At 69.7% G+C, this 18052-nt stretch carries 19 protein-coding genes and 1 pseudogene; 14 read left to right on the forward strand and 6 right to left on the reverse strand.

Translation table 11 applies throughout. The features are described 5' to 3' along the window. The 5 genes and pseudogenes from Q2100_RS21040 to Q2100_RS21060 all read left to right on the forward strand — a co-directional run. Positions 1–559, forward strand: a pseudogene (locus Q2100_RS21040) (hypothetical protein); the annotation flags it as partial. Between the two features lie 95 nt (positions 560–654). After that, positions 655–1488: a cutinase family protein gene (locus Q2100_RS21045; RefSeq protein ID WP_302915621.1), complete on the forward strand. Its 834-nt coding sequence runs from the start codon at positions 655–657 to the stop codon at positions 1486–1488. A gap of 110 nt (positions 1489–1598) precedes the next feature. Then, positions 1599–2429, forward strand: coding sequence for an SHOCT domain-containing protein (locus Q2100_RS21050; RefSeq protein WP_407667670.1), 831 nt, complete (start codon positions 1599–1601; stop codon positions 2427–2429). A 69-nt stretch (positions 2430–2498) separates the two neighbouring features. Continuing rightward, positions 2499–3353 carry a mycofactocin-coupled SDR family oxidoreductase gene (locus tag Q2100_RS21055; protein ID WP_264011039.1) on the forward strand — a complete coding sequence of 285 codons (855 nt, stop codon included), beginning with the start codon at positions 2499–2501 and terminating at the stop codon, positions 3351–3353. 71 nt (positions 3354–3424) lie between these two features. Further along, positions 3425–4252 (forward strand): DUF5995 family protein, encoded by an 828-nt coding sequence (locus Q2100_RS21060; RefSeq protein ID WP_302915623.1) that lies wholly within the window; start codon positions 3425–3427, stop codon positions 4250–4252. Positions 4253–4260: 8 nt separating this feature from the next. On the opposite strand, the gene rocD is transcribed toward Q2100_RS21060, so the two are convergent. Continuing rightward, positions 4261–5505: an ornithine--oxo-acid transaminase gene (gene rocD / locus Q2100_RS21065; protein ID WP_302915624.1), complete on the reverse strand. Its 1245-nt coding sequence runs from the start codon at positions 5503–5505 to the stop codon at positions 4261–4263. Next, a complete protein-coding gene (gene ddaH / locus Q2100_RS21070) occupies positions 5478–6326 on the reverse strand; it encodes a dimethylargininase (RefSeq protein ID WP_302915625.1) in 849 nt (282 codons plus the stop codon). The genes rocD and ddaH overlap by 28 nt, the downstream gene beginning before the upstream one ends. A 113-nt stretch (positions 6327–6439) precedes the next feature. On the opposite strand from ddaH, the gene Q2100_RS21075 reads away from it, so the two are divergent. Together Q2100_RS21075 and Q2100_RS21080 are read left to right on the forward strand one after the other, a co-directional pair. After that, positions 6440–6907, forward strand: coding sequence for an Rv2324 family transcriptional regulator (locus tag Q2100_RS21075; protein WP_264011043.1), 468 nt, complete (start codon positions 6440–6442; stop codon positions 6905–6907). 37 nt (positions 6908–6944) lie between these two features. Then, positions 6945–8126, forward strand: a complete 1182-nt coding sequence (locus Q2100_RS21080) for an NAD(P)/FAD-dependent oxidoreductase (RefSeq protein WP_302915626.1) — start codon at positions 6945–6947, stop codon at positions 8124–8126. Positions 8127–8178: 52 nt separating this feature from the next. Here Q2100_RS21080 and Q2100_RS21085 read toward each other — a convergent pair whose 3' ends face one another. The 3 genes from Q2100_RS21085 to mftR all read right to left on the reverse strand — a co-directional run bounded on the left by Q2100_RS21085 (position 8179) and on the right by mftR (position 10700). Beyond that, entirely contained in the window at positions 8179–9471 is a 1293-nt protein-coding gene (locus tag Q2100_RS21085) for a VOC family protein (protein ID WP_302915627.1), read from the reverse strand. Then, entirely contained in the window at positions 9468–9947 is a 480-nt protein-coding gene (locus tag Q2100_RS21090) for an RNA polymerase sigma factor (RefSeq protein ID WP_302915632.1), read from the reverse strand. Before Q2100_RS21090 ends, Q2100_RS21085 begins: the two co-directional genes overlap by 4 nt. A 93-nt stretch (positions 9948–10040) precedes the next feature. Then, positions 10041–10700 carry a mycofactocin system transcriptional regulator MftR gene (mftR, locus tag Q2100_RS21095; protein WP_302915628.1) on the reverse strand — a complete coding sequence of 220 codons (660 nt, stop codon included), beginning with the start codon at positions 10698–10700 and terminating at the stop codon, positions 10041–10043. A 92-nt stretch (positions 10701–10792) separates the two neighbouring features. On the opposite strand from mftR, the gene mftA reads away from it, so the two are divergent. From mftA to mftG, 7 genes are all read left to right on the forward strand, one after another. After that, positions 10793–10888: a mycofactocin precursor MftA gene (gene mftA, locus Q2100_RS21100; protein ID WP_264011047.1), complete on the forward strand. Its 96-nt coding sequence runs from the start codon at positions 10793–10795 to the stop codon at positions 10886–10888. A 2-nt stretch (positions 10889–10890) separates the two neighbouring features. After that, entirely contained in the window at positions 10891–11226 is a 336-nt protein-coding gene (mftB, locus tag Q2100_RS21105; RefSeq protein WP_264011049.1) for a mycofactocin biosynthesis chaperone MftB, read from the forward strand. Next, positions 11223–12443 carry a mycofactocin radical SAM maturase gene (gene mftC, locus Q2100_RS21110; RefSeq protein WP_302915629.1) on the forward strand — a complete coding sequence of 407 codons (1221 nt, stop codon included), beginning with the start codon at positions 11223–11225 and terminating at the stop codon, positions 12441–12443. The genes mftB and mftC overlap by 4 nt, the downstream gene beginning before the upstream one ends. Before the next feature lie 3 nt (positions 12444–12446). After that, the gene (mftD, locus tag Q2100_RS21115; RefSeq protein WP_264011051.1) at positions 12447–13640 is read left to right on the forward strand and encodes a pre-mycofactocin synthase MftD; all 1194 of its coding nucleotides are present in this window, start codon (positions 12447–12449) and stop codon (positions 13638–13640) included. A 120-nt stretch (positions 13641–13760) separates the two neighbouring features. After that, positions 13761–14519, forward strand: a complete 759-nt coding sequence (mftE, locus tag Q2100_RS21120; RefSeq protein WP_302915633.1) for a mycofactocin biosynthesis peptidyl-dipeptidase MftE — start codon at positions 13761–13763, stop codon at positions 14517–14519. Beyond that, positions 14516–15928 carry a mycofactocin biosynthesis glycosyltransferase MftF gene (gene mftF, locus Q2100_RS21125; protein ID WP_302915630.1) on the forward strand — a complete coding sequence of 471 codons (1413 nt, stop codon included), beginning with the start codon at positions 14516–14518 and terminating at the stop codon, positions 15926–15928. The genes mftE and mftF overlap by 4 nt, the downstream gene beginning before the upstream one ends. Before the next feature lie 8 nt (positions 15929–15936). Next, positions 15937–17364 (forward strand): mycofactocin dehydrogenase MftG, encoded by a 1428-nt coding sequence (mftG, locus tag Q2100_RS21130; RefSeq protein ID WP_302915631.1) that lies wholly within the window; start codon positions 15937–15939, stop codon positions 17362–17364. On the opposite strand, the gene Q2100_RS21135 is transcribed toward mftG, so the two are convergent. Next, the gene (locus tag Q2100_RS21135; protein ID WP_264011054.1) at positions 17354–18019 is read right to left on the reverse strand and encodes an aspartate/glutamate racemase family protein; all 666 of its coding nucleotides are present in this window, start codon (positions 18017–18019) and stop codon (positions 17354–17356) included. The two genes, mftG and Q2100_RS21135, sit on opposite strands and share 11 nt — an antisense overlap. Positions 18020–18052: the final 33 nt, after the last annotated feature.

Here is an 18052-nt window from a genome sequence, read left to right on the forward strand (position 1 = left end):
GCCGAAGCCCGCCTCGCGCCCCGCCGCCGCCCCGCGCCCCGAGCCGGCCCCGCGTCCGAATTTCGATTTCACACCCGTCCGGCCGGAGAACTTCTGGTCGCCGGCGCAGGTACCGGCGGGAGTCGACGCGCAGCGCACGGTCGACACCGTCGTCGGCGCGGTCACCGGCACTGCGGGCTGGGTCGGTAACGGGGTGGTCGACATCCTGAGCGCCATGATCATCGCCAACGGCAACGGCAATTGGGCCGGCGGTCCCCAGACGCCGGAGGCCGCCCTGGGCGCACTCCTGCTCCCGGCTCTCACCACCGGGCCTGGCATGCCCAATTCCCTGCCCGCCCTCGACCTCTCCACGCTGCCGCCGCCGAATCTGGACTTCATGCGCAACGTGCCGCCGCCCAACCTCGACTTCCTGCGGAACATCCCACCGCCGAACCTCGACGTGACGAAGATCCCGCCGCCGAACCTGGACTTCCTGCAGAGCATTCCGCCGCCGCAGATGCCACCGCCGCCGAACCTCGACTTCCTGCGCAGCATCCCGCCGCCACGCTTCCCGTTCTGACGCTCCGCGTGATCCCGTCCCACCTGTAACACGTCCGGCCGTCCGGCGATATATCTCGCAGTGGCCGCGCGACGGCCGGAAAGGGTCGGGGTCTCGTGTTCCGTCGTTTAGCTTCGCTGGTCGGTGCCACCGCTCTCGGGGGCGCCGCCGTCATCGGCATGGCCGGTGCGGCCCAGGCGCAACCCGCATGCCCGGACGTGCACTGGATGGGTGCCGCCGGCTCCGGTGAGCGCGGTGCCGAGGTCACCATGAACGAGGGCATGGGACGTGTGGTCTACCGGTCCATGCTCGACCTGGACCGCCAGCTGCAGCAGGACGGCCGCACCATGACGGCCGAGGCCGTCGTGTACCCGGCGACGGAGGTCCCCGAGGACGGCGGGATCCTGGACTGGTCCGGCTTCATCGACAGTGTCGACGAGGGCTCCGCGGCGCTGGGCAGCCAGTACGCGGCGTTCGTACAGCAGTGCCCGACCACCAAGGTGGTGCTCGCCGGCTACTCGCAGGGCGCGATGGTGGTGCACCGCAACCTGCACGCGCTGGCCGCCAGCCCGAACCTCGCCGCGTCGCTGCTGATCGCCGACGGCGACCGGCTGCCCGCCGACCCGACGCTCAACCTCGGCTCGGTGTCGTCCGTGCCCGGCGCCGGCAAGGGCGTCGCGCAGGACTGGCCGATCCTGGCGCATGCGCCCGCACCGCTGCCTCCCGCTGTCGGCAGCCGGACGATCAGCGTGTGCGACCTCGGCGACGCGGTGTGCGACTACGACCCCGAGGCCGAGGACACCATGAACCCGCTCGCGGTGGCTGTCCACACCAGCTACGCCACGTCGACGGCCGGCGACTACGTCTGGACCTCGCCGCTGTACCAGCTGGTGTCGTCGACGCTCCCGGCCCCGCAGAACCCCGTGCAGGACGTCTCGCTGCCGTCCTGAGGCACCCTGGAAGACACCACTCGAAAAGCGCCGGTGAGCGTTAGTCTGACACGCGACGTGTCAGACGAGGGGTGTGGCAGATGTTGTGGCGGTACATCAAAGCTCAGGTCATGGTCCTGCTGTGCGGCGGCCTGGTTGGACCGATCTTCCTCGGTGTCTACTTCGCGATGGGCCGAAGTGAGTACGTCGCCTGGATGTTCTGGGCCGGCCTGCTGATCACCGTCGTCGACGTACTGGTCGCGCTGGCGCTGGCGTCGTGGAACGCGCAGCGCGCGGCGAAGACGCAGGCGCTCGAGGCGGGCGGCGTGCTCGCCCTGGCCCAGATCACCGGTATCCACGACACCAGTACGCGGATCAACGACCAGCCGCTGGTCAAGCTGGACCTGAACATCTCGGGTCCGGGACTGGCGCCGTTCGCCAGCCAGGACCGGGTGGTCGCGTCGATCGGCCGGTTGCCGATGATCACCAACCGGAGGCTGGCCGTGCTGGTCGATCCGGCCACCAACGAGTATCAGATCGATTGGGACAGAAGCAGTCTGATCGGCGGGCTGATGCCGGCGACGTTCACGGTGGCCGAGGACAACCGCACCTACGACCTCACCGGTCAGGCGGAACCGCTGATGGAGATCCTGCAGATCCTCAAGGCCCACAACATCGGCATGAACAACATGATCGACCTGCGCTCCAATCCGGCCGCCCGGCAACAGGTGCAGGACATCGTCCGGCGGGCGGCGGCCCGGCAGGCACCGGCGCAGGGCGCACCGGGCGTCATGCCGGCAGCGCCCGCACCTTCGGGTCCCGCGTCGCCGGCCGCGGCGGTCGCCCCGCCGCAACAGTCGACCGCGGCCCGGTTGCAGGAACTCGAGACGCTGCGGGCCATGGGCTCGGTCTCCGAGGAGGAGTACGCCGCCAAGCGCCAGGCCATCATCGCCGACCTCTGACTCGGCGGTATCTAGAACACGTTCCAGTTCGGCTGTTAGCCTGATCGCGTAATCGCGAAAGGAGCAGCGGTGACTGCATCGGGTGGACCCCTGGACGGGCGAGTGGCATTCATCACCGGGGCCGCCCGGGGACAGGGCCGGGCGCACGCGGTCCGGCTGGCCGCCGACGGAGCCGACATCATCGCGATCGACATCTGCGCCCCGGTCTCCGACACGATCACCTACCCGCCTGCCACCTCCGAGGAACTGGCCGAGACGGTGCGTGCGGTCGAGTCGACCGGCCGCAAGGTGCTGGCCCGGGAGGTCGACATCCGCGATCTGTCCGCGCTGCAGCAGGTGGTGGCCGACGGTGTCGAGCAGTTCGGCCGGCTCGACATCCTGGTGGCCAACGCCGGTGTGCTCAGCTGGGGGCGGCTCTGGGAGATGTCGGAAGAGCAGTGGCACACCGTCATCGACGTCAACCTCAACGGGACGTGGAAAACGATCCGGGCGGCGCTGCCTGCGATGATCGAGGCCGGTAACGGAGGCTCGGTCATCATCGTCAGCTCGTCGGCCGGTCTGAAGGCCACGCCCGGCAACGGGCACTACTCCGCGTCCAAGCACGGACTCACCGCGCTGACCAACGGCCTCGCGCTCGAGGCGGGCGAATTCGGCATCCGGGTCAACTCGATCCACCCCTATTCGATCGACACGCCCATGGTCGAGCGCGACGCCATGATGGAGGTGTTCGGCAAGCACCCGAGCTTCCTGCACAGCTTCGCCCCGATGCCGCTGCACCCCGTCAACCACGAGGGCAAGAAGGGTCTGCAGGAATTCATGTCGCCCGACGAGGTGGCCGACGTGGTGGCCTGGCTCGCGGGCGACGGATCGGCGACGCTGTCGGGCAGCCAGATCGCCGTCGACCGCGGCGTGATGAAGTACTGACCTGCCGGTTGCCGAGGTGAGGTAGCCGGGTACGCGCGCCGACGGCCGCGGGACGGCCCTACGGTTCGGTCATGACCCCAGCGGTGCCCGCCCCGATCGAAGGTGTCCGGACCATCCAGGACGTCGTGGACGCGATCGACTCGGTGATCCTCTGGTCGACAGGCGCCGAAAGTCGCCTCGGCTATTTCGCGGCGCTGTACAAGCGGATCACCATCGCCGTGCAGACCGCGCTCGCGGGTGGTGCCTTCGAGGACCCCGATCGGATGGAACTGTTCGACGTCGCGTTCGCCCAGCGGTACTTCGACGCACTCAACGGGCGTTTCCATCCCGGCAGCCATCGGCAACCGACCCGCTCGTGGCAACTGACCTTCGACGCGGCGCAACGCGAAGACCCGATCATCGTGGCGCACATGTTCGGCGGGGTGAACGCGCACATCGGCCTCGACCTCGGCATCGTCGTCCAGCAGATCACCGGCGGGCAGGTGGCCGACCTCGGCGCCGACTACCAGACGATCAACGCGGTGCTCGCCAGCCAGGTCGCCGGCACCATCGAACGTCTCAACGAACTGTCGCCGGCGTTGGCAGACGTCTACGCGGTGCTGCGGGACCACGAGGTCTTCGTCGTCAACGAAGTGATCCGCGGCTACCGCGACAGCGCATGGCGGTTCGCCACCCGGCTGGCGTTGCAGCCGAACATCCTCCGCCCGATCAGCATTCGGCTGCGGGATCGCAAGGTGGCCGGCCAGGGCACGGCGATCTACGACCCGCCGAGTCTCACCGGAGTGCTGGCTTCGGCGGTGCGGGCCGTCGCCGCCCGCGAGAGCCGGGACGTCGCCCACAACATCGAGGTGCTCGACCGCATCGCGTCATCGGCGATGCCGATCGCCACGGTGCTCTGAGGTCCAGCTCAGTCCGTCAGCACTGCGGTGAATTGGTCCACCGCCCAGCGGATCTCGTCTTCTTCGATCACCAGTGGGGGAGCGAATCGCAGCGTCGAACCGTGCGTGTCCTTGACCAGGACGCCGCGCTCGGCGAGCCGCAGGCTGATCTGCTTCCCGCTGCCCAGCGCCGGATCGATGTCGACGCCGGCCCACAGGCCCAGCCCGCGCACCTCGAGGACGCCGTGGCCGATGAGCCCGCGCAACTGCTCGTGCAGGACGCGGCCCAGGTGCGCCGAACGCTCCTGGTACTCGCCGCGCTCGAGCATCGCCACGACCGTGCTGCCGATGGCGGCAGCCAGTGGGTTGCCGCCGAACGTGGAACCGTGCTCGCCGGGGTGCAGCACCCCGAGCACGTCGCGGTCGGCGACCACCGCCGACAGCGGCACCACCCCGCCGCCGAGCGCCTTGCCGAGCAGGTAGACGTCGGGCCGCACATCCCAGTGGTCACAGGCGAACGTGCGGCCGGTGCGGGCCAGCCCGGACTGGATCTCGTCGGCGATCATCAGCACACCGCGGTCGGTGCACAGACGCCGGACCCGCGGCAGGTAGTCGGCGGGCGGGACGATGATGCCGGCCTCGCCCTGGATCGGCTCGAGCAGCACCGCGACCGTGTGCTCGTCGATCACGGCGGCCAATGCGTCGGCGTCACCGAACGGCACCGAACGGAATCCCGGTGTGTACGGGCCGAATCCGCGGCGGGCGGTCTCGTCGTCGGAGAAGCTGATGATCGTCGTGGTGCGGCCGTGGAAGTTGTTGGCGGCCACCACGATGTTGCCGAGGCCGGCGGGGACGCCCTTGACGTCGGTGCCCCACTTGCGGGCCACCTTGAGCGCACTCTCGACGGCCTCGGCGCCGCTGTTCATCGGCAGCACCATGTCCTTCCCGCACATCGCGGCCAGCGCTGCGCAGAACGGGCCGAGCCGGTCGGAGTGGAACGCGCGGCTGACCAGGGTCACCGCGTCGAGCTGCGCGTGCGCGGTGGCGATCACCTCGGGGTGGCGATGCCCGAAGTTCACCGCCGAGTAGGCCGCCAGGCAGTCGAGGTGGCGACGGCCTTCGACGTCGGTGATCCACACCCCCTCCGCGTGCGCGGCGACCACAGGCAGCGGCGAGTAGTTGTGGGTGACATGGCGGTCGTCGAGGGCGATGGCGCGCTCGGTCTCCGTCTCGAAGTCCACGATCGTCACGGGTGTACCTCCAATGTGCAGCATTTGACGGAGCCGCCGCCCTTGAGCAGCTCGGAGAGGTCGACGCCGACGGGACGGAAGCCGGCGTCGCGGAGTTGCCCGGCGAAGCCGGTGGCGGCCGCGGGCAGCACCACGTTGAGCCCGTCGGACACCGCGTTGAGACCGAGGGCGAAGGCGTCGGCGCTGGCCACCTCGATCGCATCGGGGAAGACCTCGAGCAGGTGGGTCCGCGAGGCGTCGGCGAATGCCGGCGGGTAGAAGGCCACCGTGGTGTCGTCGAGCACCGCGAGTGCGGTGTCGAGGTGATAGAACCGCGGGTCGACGAGTTCGAGGCTCAGCACCGGCACGTCGAGGATGTCCGCGATCTCGTCGTGTGCGCGACGGTCGGTGCGGAAGCCGTACCCGGCCAACATCATCGGGCCGATCATCAACAGGTCGCCCTGGCCCTCGTTGAGGTGGCGGGTGTGCACCGGTGAGAAGCCGCGCCGCTCGAGCCAGTCGGCGTAGGCGGCGGACTCGGCAGCCCGCTGCGGGTAGGCGAACCGGGCCAGGACCGCGTTGTCACCGACCACCACCGCGCCGTTGGCGGCGTACACCATGTCGGGCAGACCGGCGCGGGCGTCGACGAGTTCGACCGTGTGCCCGAGGCTTTCGTACGTATGGCGCAGGACGTCCCACTGGGCGACGGCGAGGGCGGTGTCGACCGGAACGGTCGTGTCCATCCACGGGTTGATCGCGTACTCGACGGCGAAGTGCGTCGGCGCCGTCATGGCGTAGCGGCGGGTTCTGGCGATTCGTGCGTCGGGCAGGGCGGCGACCGGGGCGTCGGCAGCGGACAACGTCATGGATCGACGATAGAAGCGCGCAGTTGTGCAATCAATCGCTGCCTATTGCTTGTATACCGATGATCTGTTGCGCTACGGCTACTATGTCAGCAATCTATTGCGCGGAGGTGATCATGGACCGTCTGGACAGCACCGACGAGCGGATCCTGGCCGAACTGGCCGAGCACGCCAGGGCGACGTTCGCCGAGATCGGCCAGCGGGTCAGCCTGTCGGCGCCCGCGGTGAAGCGGCGGGTCGACCGGATGCTCGACGACGGGGTGATCCGCGGGTTCACCACCGTCGTGGACCGCAGCGCGCTCGGCTGGAACACCGAGGCGTTCGTACAGGTGTTCTGCCACGGCACAATTGCGCCCGACGAACTGCGGGCGGCATGGGTCGACATCCCCGAGGTGGTCAGCGCGGCCACCGTCACCGGCACCGCCGACGCCATCCTGCATGTGCTCGCGCGCGACATGCGGCACCTCGAACAGGCACTGGAACGCATCCGGGCGAGTGCGGACATCGAGCGCAGCGAGAGCATCGTGGTGCTGTCGAACCTGATCGAGCGCGCCGCTCCGGAGGTGTCCGAAGGCACAGGGTGACGTGCATGTGGCGGGCGTCATCGTGTAGAACTCCCACGTGAGCACTTCAGGGGGCATCGTCATCGTCGGCGGCGGCCTGGCGGCCGCTCGCACCGCCGAGCAGCTGCGTCGTTCGCAGTTCAGCGGGGCGGTGACCATCGTCAGCGACGAGGACCATCTCCCGTACGACCGGCCGCCGCTGTCGAAGGAAGTACTGCGCAGCGAGACCGACGACGTCACGCTCAAGCCGGCCGAGTTCTACGACGAGAACGACATCACCATGCTGCTCGGCGCCGGGGCGAAGGCCGTCGACACCGCCGCCAGGACGCTGACGCTGACCGACGGCCGCGAGATCGGCTACGACGAGCTGGTGATCGCCACCGGTCTGGTGCCCAAGCGCATCCCGTCGTTCCCCGATCTCGCGGGCATCCACGTGCTGCGGAACTTCAACGAGAGCCTCGCCCTGCGCCGGGAGGCCGGATCGGCACGGCGCGCGGTGGTGGTCGGCGCCGGCTTCATCGGCTGCGAGGTCGCGGCCAGCCTGCGCAGCATGGGGGTGGAGGTGACGCTGGTCGAGCCGCAGCCCGCGCCGCTGGCCAATGTGCTGGGACAGCAGATCGGCGAGCTGGTCGCCCGCGTGCACCGCGCCGAGGGCGTCGACGTGCGGTGCGGGGTCGGGGTGTCGGAAGTGGTCGGCACCGACAAAGTCGAGAAGGTCGTGCTCGCCGACGGCGCCGAGGTCGAGGCGGACCTGGTGGTCGTCGGCATCGGGTCCACCCCCGCGGTCGGCTGGCTCGAGGGCAGCGGCATCGCACTGGACAACGGCGTGGTCTGCGACGCGCAGGGCCGCAGCAGCGCCCCGAACGTGTGGGCCATCGGTGACGTGGCGTCCTGGCGCGATACCGTGGGTCAGCAAGTGCGCGTTGAACATTGGAGCAACGTGGCCGACCAGGCCCGGGTCCTCGTGCCGGCGATGCTCGGGCAGGACGTGCCCCAGGTGGTCAGCGTGCCGTACTTCTGGAGCGACCAGTACGACGTGAAGATCCAGTGCCTCGGCGAGCCGGAGGCCGACGACATCGTGCACGTCGTCGAGGACGACGGCCGCAAGTTCCTGGCGTTCTACGAGCGCGACGGTGTGGTCGCGGGTGTGGTCGGCGGCGGCATGCCGGGCAAGGTCATGAAGACCAGGGCCAAGATCGCCAACGGCGCCCCGATCGCCGACGTCCTGCCCAAGCCCTGAGTGATTTCGGCGCGGAAACCGTCGCTCAGCGAACGTTTCCGCGCCGAAATCCCTAGAACTCGCCGAGGTAGAAGCGGCCGCCCTGGTCGTCGGTGCACTGTGCGGTGACGCCGTAGGGCTGGCGTGCCGGCTGCTCGATCACCGTGCCACCGGCCTCGATGACCCGCTGCACGGCCGCGTCGATGTCCGCGACCGTCCACATCGGCACGGTGGTGGGGGTGGAGCTCCCGCCGGCCATCCCCGACATCGGGTGCGGGCCCGTGACGCCCCAGCCGTCGTCGACGTGGCCCCGTTCGAACGTCCAGAACAGCACCCGGCTATAGAACGACTTGAACGCCGCCGAGTCCTCGACCTGGTAGGTGATGTACGAGAGTTCGCCCGGTCCACCGCCGTTGAGCTCGGGCCGCGGCTCACCGGGCGCGGGCTGGTACACCGCGAACGCCATGCCCGAGGCGTCGGTGGCGCCGAGCACCGCGCCGAAGTCGAACTGCTGCACCTCGTCGACGGTTCCGCCGCCGTCGAGGATCGACTGCCGCGCGCCCGCGAGGTCGGTGACGGCGTAGCAGCAGAACAGCGTGCTGCGATCGGCGACGGAGAAGATGCCGATGCGCTGGCCGGTGTTGGTGACCTGGTGTGTCGCCGGGTCGTAGGCCCAGCCCAGCACGTGGCCGTAGAAGGCGGCCGCGCGATCGGCGTCGGGCGTCCACAACGAGACGTAGCCGACGTCACCGTGCTGGATCGGGGTGGCGGCGCCGGTGAGCGGCCCGGACAGCATCCACCGATGGCCGAACGGGTCGGTGATCGATGCGCCCCGCGAGCCGTGCTGCTCATAGGCCTCGCTCTGCACCCGGGCGCCACGGTCGCGGGCCCTGCGCAGGGCGGCGTCGGTATCGGGTACGGCGATCATCAGGCTGACCGAAACCGCTTGCGGATCCGGCGCTCTCAGTCCGAGTTCCGGATACTCGTCGGCCAGGTAGAACACCCCGCCGGACAAAGCCAACTCGGCATGGCCGACGCGGCCGTCGTCCATCACGATCGGTTCACCGACCAACGTCGCGCCAAGGGCGTCGACGTACCAGTCGATGGCGGCCCGGCCGTCGGCGACCGCGAGGTAGGGCAGTGCGGCGGAGCGGGGGACGGTCGACGCGGCCGCCGGTGCGGCGGTGGTCTCGTTCAGTTCGGCGATTGCGGTATCGGTGCCACTCATGACAACTCCTGAGGTTTGACGGGGAAGGGTGAGCGCCGATTCCAGGCGCGACCGCAGCCGTGCCGCGAACGCCGGATCGGGTTGCACCGGAAGGTCGTCGCCGTGCAGTGCGGCCAACGGATCGTGGTCGTTGTTCATGACGGGGTCCCTCCTTCCGGGTAGTGCGTGCGGAATGCGCGGCGGGCCCGCACCAGCAGCGCCTCGGTGGCGTGCACCGTGCGGCCGATCAGTTCGGCGCACTCGGGTACCGAGCAGTCGTCCATGTAGCGCAGCGCCAGTACGGTCCGATGGTGTTCGGGCAGCCTGGCGAGCACGCTCTCGGCGACGATGCGGTCCAATTCGGCATCCCAGTGGTCGACCGGGTCCACGGGTTCGGGCAGCTCGGCGACCGGAACGCTGAACCGGTCGTGCCGGCGGCGATAGTGATCGGCGAGCTTGTGCCGCGCCACCCCGATCAACCACGGCACCGAGATCGCCGGAGGAACGTCCTTGCGGGCCGCGTCCATGGCGGCCAGAAAGGTCTCCGACGTCAGGTCCTCGGCGGTGCCGCGGTCGCCGCAGCGCCGGACGAAGTAGCCGTACACGGACGGCAACGCCTCGTCGTACAGCGCCATCAGACGCTGCGGCGCTTGAGCGGGATCGGCCCGCCCGGATGGGACGCTCACACCCTCAACGTCGCCACCGGAGCCCGGACTCCGACGCCCCGATCACGTTTTTCTTCTCTCCGGCCTCAAACGATCCCGGTCGAGGGCCCGCAAGCCGTCGCTGACCGTGTCGAATGCGGCGTCGAGCGCGTCGGCGAGTGACACCGACTCGTCGGCCAGCCAGTGCTCGTACGCCGACAGTGCGGTGCCGAGCATCGTCCACGCCACGGTCTGCGGTACCAGGTCGGCGGGTTTCGCTCCCAGTCTGCGGGACACGAACTCCGCCACCACCGCACGCCAACCGCCGTACATCGTCATCGAATGTGCCTGCAGCGCATCGGTCTGCAGGATGACGCGCATCCGTTGCCGGTGTCGTGGCGTCTCGGCCTCGTCGAACCGGTTGAACGCCAGCAGCGCCGCGCGCAGCGAGTCGCCGATCGGCACCTGCGGGTCGGCGGCGTCCAGCAGGGCCCGCATCCGGTCCAGGTGGGCGTCGAAGTCGCCCCACGGGATGGCGTTCTTCGACGGGTAGTAGCGGAACAGGGTGCGCCGGGCGATGCCGGCCGCGGCGGCGACGTCGTCGACGCTGACCTCGTCGAACCCCCGGGCGGCGAACAGATCGAGCGCGACGTCGGTGATGTGGTCGCCCGTGGTGGATCGGCGCCGGCCCACGCCACGCTTGACATCGCCGGCCTGTGGGTGGGGTGCCGAGTCGTCCCGCATCCAACCCACCCTTCCATTTCGGCACTCGATGCCATATTCTTGCGATCTCGGTCACACCTGTCGAGAACCAGTCCACACGAAAGGCGGCGGTTATGGAACCGAATCAGAACGTCGAAGCCGACACCGAGCTCGTCACCGAGACCCTCGTCGAAGAGGTCTCGATCGACGGGATGTGCGGGGTCTACTGATCATGACGACGGCTGCGGGTGCCCGGCCGGGCCCGGATTCCGGTCCGAGGCCCGACGCGGGGTTCGATCCGGACGTGGCTTGGCGGCTGCACCACCAGGTGGCGGTGCGGCCGGAATCGTTCGGGGCGCTGCTCTATCACTTCGGCACCCGCAAGCTGTCGTTCCTGAAGAACAGGACCATCGTCGAGGTGGTCACCTCGCTCGAAGACCACCCCGACATCCGATCCGCCTGCCGCGCAGCCGGAATCGACGATGCGCAGCAGGCGCCTTACCTGCACGCACTGGGCGTGCTGGCCCAGTCCAAGATGCTCGTGACCCGGGAGGGCCAGACACCGTGACTGAAACACTCGTTTCCCGAGGACATGTCCCCGTTCCGCGCCTCATCGAGCAGTTCGAGCACGGCCTGGACGCGCCGATCTGCCTGACATGGGAACTCACGTACGCCTGCAACCTCGCGTGCGTGCACTGCCTGTCCTCGTCGGGCAAGCGCGATCCGCGCGAGTTGTCGACCCGGCAGTGCATGGACATCATCGACGAGCTCGAACGCATGCAGGTGTTCTACGTCAACATCGGTGGCGGCGAACCCACTGTGCGCCCGGACTTCTGGGAACTGGTCGACTATGCGACCGCCCACCACGTCGGGGTGAAGTTCTCCACCAACGGGGTGCGCATCACCCCGGAGGTGGCCGCCAAGCTGGCCGCCAGCGACTACGTCGACGTGCAGATCTCCCTCGACGGCGCCACCGCGGAGGTCAACGACGCGGTGCGCGGCAAGGGATCCTTCGCGATGGCGGTGCGCGCGCTGGAGAACCTCGAGGCCGCAGGCTTCTCCGACGCCAAGATCTCGGTGGTGGTGACCCGCCACAACGTCGACCAACTCGACGACTTCAAAGCGCTGGCCGACCGCTACGGCGCCACCCTGCGCATCACCCGGCTGCGTCCGTCCGGCCGCGGGGCCGACGTCTGGGACGAGCTGCATCCCACCGCCGAACAGCAGGTACAGCTCTACAACTGGCTGGTCGCCAAGGGCGAGCGGGTGCTCACCGGTGACTCCTTCTTCCACCTGTCCGGCCTCGGTGAGCCAGGCGCACTCGCAGGGCTCAACCTGTGCGGCGCCGGCCGGGTGGTGTGCCTGATCGATCCCGTCGGCGACGTCTACGCGTGCCCGTTCGCGATCCACGACAAGTTCCTGGCCGGAAACATCCTGGAGGACCGCGGATTCGGCACAGGCTTCTCCGCTGTATGGAAGAACGCGCCGCTGTTCCGCGAACTGCGCGAGCCGCAATCGGCGGGCGCCTGCTCGGGCTGTGCGCACTACGACGGCTGCCGAGGCGGCTGCATGGCCGCCAAGTTCTTCACCGGCCTGCCGCTCGACGGCCCCGACCCGGAGTGCGTCCAGGGCTTCGGTGCGCCCGCGCTCGCCCAGGAGCGGGCCAAGCCGCGGCCCAGCGGCGACCACTCCCGGGGCACCCGTCAGGTGTCCGGTCCAGGCCCGATACCGCTCAAACTGCTGACCAAGCCGCCCGCCCGGCTGTGTAACGAAAGTCCGGTGTAACCCATGGCCCGCGACACCTGGTTCGAGACCGTCGCCATCGCCCAGCAGCGCGCGAAGAAGCGCCTGCCGAAGTCCGCGTATTCGTCGCTGATCTCGGCGAGCGAGAAGGGCGTTTCGGTATCCGACAACGTCGAGGCCTTCTCGGAACTCGGCTTCGCGCCGCACGTCATCGGCGCCACCGAGAAGCGTGACATGGCGACAACGGTCATGGGACAAGACATCTCGATGCCCGTCGTCATCTCGCCGACCGGTGTCCAGGCCATCGACCCCGACGGCGAGGTCGCCGTGGCACGCGCCGCCGCGGCGCGGGGCACGGCGATGGGACTGTCCTCCTTCGCCAGCAAGCCGATGGAGGAGGTCGTTGCCGTCAACGACAAGATCTTCTTCCAGATCTACTGGCTGGGCAGCCGCGACGAGATCCTGGCCCGCATGGTGCGTGCCCGCGAAGCCGGCGCGGTCGGTCTGATCTTGACCACCGACTGGAGCTTCAGCCACGGCCGGGACTGGGGCAGCCCCAAGATCCCGGAGCAGATGGACCTCAAGACCATGGTGAAGATGGCGCCGGAGGTCATCACCAAGCCGCGCTGGTTCTACAGCTTCGCCAAGACGCTGCGACCGCCGGACCTGCGGGTTCCCAATCAGGGGCGCCGCGGTGAGCCCGGCCCGACGTTCTTCGAGGCCTACGGGCAGTGGATGGGCACCCCGCCGCCGACCTGGGAGGACGTCGCCTGGCTGCGCGAGCAATGGGGCGGCCCGTTCCTGCTCAAGGGGATGGTGCGCGTCGACGACGCCAAACGCGCGGTGGACGCGGGTGTTTCGGCGATCACCGTGTCCAACCACGGCGGCAACAACCTGGACGGCACCCCGGCGGCGATCCGCTGCCTGCCCGCCATCGCCGACGCCGTCGGCGACCAGGTCGAGGTTTTGCTGGACGGCGGGATCCGGCGCGGGAGCGACGTCGTGAAGGCCGTCGCCCTCGGGGCCAGGGCGGTCATGATCGGCCGGGCCTATCTGTGGGGTCTGGCGGCCAACGGCCAGGCGGGTGTGGAGAACGTGCTCGACATTCTTCGCGGGGGCATCGACTCGGGGCTGATGGCGCTGGGCAAATCCTCGATCCACGATCTGACGCCCGAGGACATCCTGATACCCGACGGCTTCACCCGTGCTCTCGGCGTCTCCGCTGGTACTGACACCTGAGGCCGGCTCGTCCCGCACCTGCCCGCCGCTGTGACAGGGGTGGCCTGAGAGGCTCACGGGGTGGGACCTTCGGCGCTGGGCAATCTAGTTGTGAAATCAATTGCTGCGCATACGCCAACAATCGGCGCACACCAGGTTAATTCGGCCTACCATCGGCGGGTGGCTTCCCCCAGCGAGCTTGGGAACTCAACGTCGAGGCGGCTGCAGTACACGTCCTCGGCGTTGATCGTCCCGATCGGTTCGATCGAGCAGCACGGACCCCATTTGCCGCTGGACACCGACGCCCGGATCGCCACCGCGGTGGCCGCAGGCGTTGCCGAGCAACTCCGGGTGGCCCCGGGCGGTGAGTGGCTGCTGGGTCCGGCGTTGAGCTACGGCGCGAGCGGGGAGCACGAAGGGTTTGCCGGCACGGTGTCGATCGGCACTTCTGCCCTGCGTCTGCTGCTGGTGGAGTTCGGCCGGTCGGCGGCGAGATGGGCATCGCAACTGGTCTTCGTCAACGGGCACGGCGGAAACACCGAGGCACTTTCGGCCGCGGCCGCTTTGCTCCGCTACGAGGGGCGCGACGTCGCCTGGTGCCCGTGCAGCGCCGAGAATGCCGATGCACACGCCGGTCACACCGAAACCTCGATACTGCTCCATCTTTCGCCGAGCGACGTGCGCGTCGACGATCTGGTTCCCGGCAACACCGCACCGCTCGCCGAATTGATGCCCGCCCTGCGCACCGGGGGCGTCGCGGCCGTCAGCGAGGTCGGGGTGCTCGGCGACCCGACGACGGCCACGGCCGCCGACGGCGCCAGGATCTTCGCCGAGATGGTCGCGGGCTGCGCCGGGCGGGTCGCGCGGTGGCAACCCGACCGGGACGGACGGCTGAGGTGACCGGTCCTCGGCTTCCCGACGGCTTCGCGGTCCAGGTGGATCGGCGCGTCAAGGTGCTCGGCGAGGGCTCGGCGCTGCTCGGCGGCTCGCCGACCAGGCTGCTCCGGCTGGCCCCGACGGCGCAGACGATGCTCACCGGCGGCCGCCTCGAGGTGCACGACGCGATCAGCGCGCAGCTGGCCCGCACCCTCCTCGACGCGACCGTCGCCCATCCGAGACCGGCCAGCGGACCGTCGCATCGCGACGTCACCGTAGTCGTCCCGGTGCGTGACAACCCATCTGGGCTGCACCGACTGGTGGCTGCGCTGCGTGGCCTGCGGGTGGTCGTCGTCGACGACGGGTCGGCCGTGCCGGTCCAGCAGTCCGACTTCGCCGGCATGCACTGCGACGTGCAGGTGATCCGGCACCCCGAATGCCGGGGGCCGTCGGCCGCACGGAACACCGGACTGGTGGCCAGCAACACCGACTACGTGGCATTCCTGGACTCCGACGTGGTGCCGCGCCGCGGATGGCTGGAGGCGTTGCTCGGCCACTTCTGCGATCCGGCGGTGGCCCTGGTCGCCCCGCGCATCGTCGGCCTCCGCCAGCCCGACAACGTGGTCGCCCGGTACGAGGCGGTGCGTTCGTCGCTCGACCTCGGGCTGCGCGAGGCGCCGGTGGTGCCGTTCGGAGCGGTGTCCTACGTTCCCAGTGCCGCGATCATCTGCCGCAGGGCGGTGCTGACCGAGCTCGGTGGCTTCGACGAGACGATGCGCTCGGGCGAGGACGTCGATCTGTGCTGGCGGCTGGTCGAGGCCGGCGCCCGGCTGCGCTACGAGCCGATCGCGCTGGTGGGTCACGACCATCGGACACATATCCGGGACTGGTTCTCGCGCAAGGCATTCTACGGTGAGTCGGCGGCGCCGCTGTCGGTGCGACATCCCGGTAAGACCGCTCCGCTGGTGATCTCCGGATGGAGTCTGGCGGCCTGGCTGCTGCTGGCGATGGGCTCCTACGCGGGTTTCCTGGCGTCGCTGCTGGTCGCCGGTGTCACCGGCCGCCGGATCGCGAACTCGCTGCGCCCCGTCCACACCGAACCTGGTGAGGTCGCCGCGGTGGCGGCGCACGGCCTCTGGGCCGCCGCCCTTCAGCTCGCGTCGGCGATCTGCCGGCACTACTGGCCGGTGGCGTTGGTCGCGGCGCTGCTCTCGCAGCGGTGCAGGCAGGCGGTGCTGGTGGCGGCGATAGTCGACGGGGTGGCGGACTGGCTGGCCCGCAAGGGCAACGCCGACGACGACACCAGACCGGTGGGATTGCTGACGTACCTGCTGCTCAAGCGCCTCGACGACATCGCATACGGACTGGGGTTGTGGACCGGGGTGGTCCGCGAGCGGCATGCAGGCGCACTGAAGCCGCAGATCCGGACCTGACCGCCGTCTTGCACAGCGACGTCCTGATCGTCGGCGCCGGGAGCGCCGGATCCGTTCTTGCCGAGCGTCTTTCCTCCGATCGTGGGCGCCTGGTCACGGTGGTGGAGGCCGGCCCGGGACCCACCGACCCGCGGGTGCGCGCACAGATCAGTGACGGACTGCGGCTGCCGATCGGCTCGGCGAGCTCGGTGGTCCGGCACTTCCCGACCACGCTCACCGACCGGCCGGCGCGACCGGCGTCGATCATGCGCGGTGCGGTGGTCGGCGGGTCCGGCGCGGTGAACGGCGGCTACTTCTGCCGGGGGCTGCCGGGCGACTTCGCCGATTGGGCGCAGCCGGGGTGGAGCTGGCAGGACGTGCTCCCACACTTCGTGGCGATCGAGAACGACATCGACGTCACCGGCCCGCTGCACGGCTCGTCGGGCCCCATCGTGGTGCGTAGGGTCCGTGAATTCGACGGCTGCACAGCATCGTTCGTCGAGGCGGCCCTCGACGCCGGCTACCGCTGGGTGCACGACCTGAACGGCGCGACGCCGGAGGCGCCGTCGCCGCTGGGGGTGGGAGCCGTTCCGCTGAACATCCACGGCGGAACCCGGGTGGGGCCGGGCGGCGCCTTCCTGCAACCCGCACTCGACCGGGCCAACCTCACGCTGATGGCGGACACGCGGGTACTGCGCCTCGACCTCGCGGAGGGCAGGGTGGTCGGCGTGCACTGCCGGGGACCTGCCGGTGACGACCTGCTCACCGCCGACCGGGTGGTGCTGTGCACGGGCGCCATCGGCACCGCGCAGCTGCTGATGCTCTCCGGGGTGGGCCCGCCGGAGGTGCTCGAACCACTGGGCATCGCGGTGGTGGCCGACCTCCCGGTCGGCGTCGCGACGGCGGACCACCCGGAATGGGTGCTCCCGGTGGACTGGACACCGACCCACGATCTACCCCCGCTGGAGGCCGTGCTGACCACCGCTGAAGTCGAGATTCGGCCCTACACAGCCGGTTTCGCCGCGATGGTGCACGGCCCGGGTCACGACCCGTCGGACCGGCCGCACCTGGGGATCGCGCTGATGAAGCCGCGGTCGCGCGGACGGATCAGGTTGGCCTCCGACGACCCCTCGGTGCCCCCGGTGATCGAGCATCGCTACGACAGCGAACCGGCCGACGTCGCCGCGCTCGCGGCCGGAGCCGAGCTCGCCGCCGACATCATCGGCGGCCCGTCGGGCTTGGCTGCCGCGTGGTCGACCTCCCAGCACCTGTGCGGATCGGCCAGGATGGGCTCCGAAGACGACGACGCCGCGGTCGTCGACCCGCGCTGCCGCGTGCGCGGCGTCGAGAATCTATGGGTTGCCGACGGCTCGATCATGCCGGTGATCACGGGACGGGGTCCGCACGCCACCATCGCGATGATCGGGCACCGGGCGGCGGAGTTCGTCAGCGGCTGACGAGGGGGACGATCGCCTCGGCCAGCAGGGTCGCCGCGGCGACGCCGTCGACGACCGGGACACCGAGACGGCGCCGCAACGGTTCGGCGAAGCGGGCCATCGCCGCGCAGCCCAGCACGATCGACCGGCTGCCGTCACCGGTCAGCGCGGCGGCGCACAGGTCACCGATGGGTTCGATCGTCGAAGGATCGGAATCGATTCGCAGCACCGGGATGTCGCACGCGTGGACGCCGACGCACGCCGAAGGGGTGTAGGCCTTCGCGAGTTGCCAGGCCCTCGGCACGGTCGCCGACATCGACGTCACCACCGAGAAGCTGCCCGCCGCAAGGGCTGCCGCGTGCATGGCAGCCTGGGCGATCCCCAGCACGGGGGTGTCGAGCATCCGGCGGGCCTCGTCCAGTCCGGGATCACCGAAACAGGCCACCACGTACGCGTCCGGGCGGTCTTCTGCGGGACGGCGGGCAGCCTCGGCGAGCAACTCGAGAAGGCCGGGTACGCAACGGCGTTCGTCGTCGTCGTTCTCGATGCTGGCGGGACCGGCCTGCGGGTTCACCGCCTCGACGACGGTGTCCGCTCGCGCGACCGCGGCGGCGCCCGCGGCGATGGCCCGGGTCATCGACGCGGTCGTGTTCGGATTGGCGAGCAGCAGACGCACGCCGCCAGGTTAGCGGCGCCGGGCCGGCGGCAC

Source organism: Mycolicibacterium arseniciresistens (assembly GCF_030519285.1).
Classification (GTDB): Bacteria; Actinomycetota; Actinomycetes; order Mycobacteriales; family Mycobacteriaceae; genus Mycobacterium; species Mycobacterium arseniciresistens.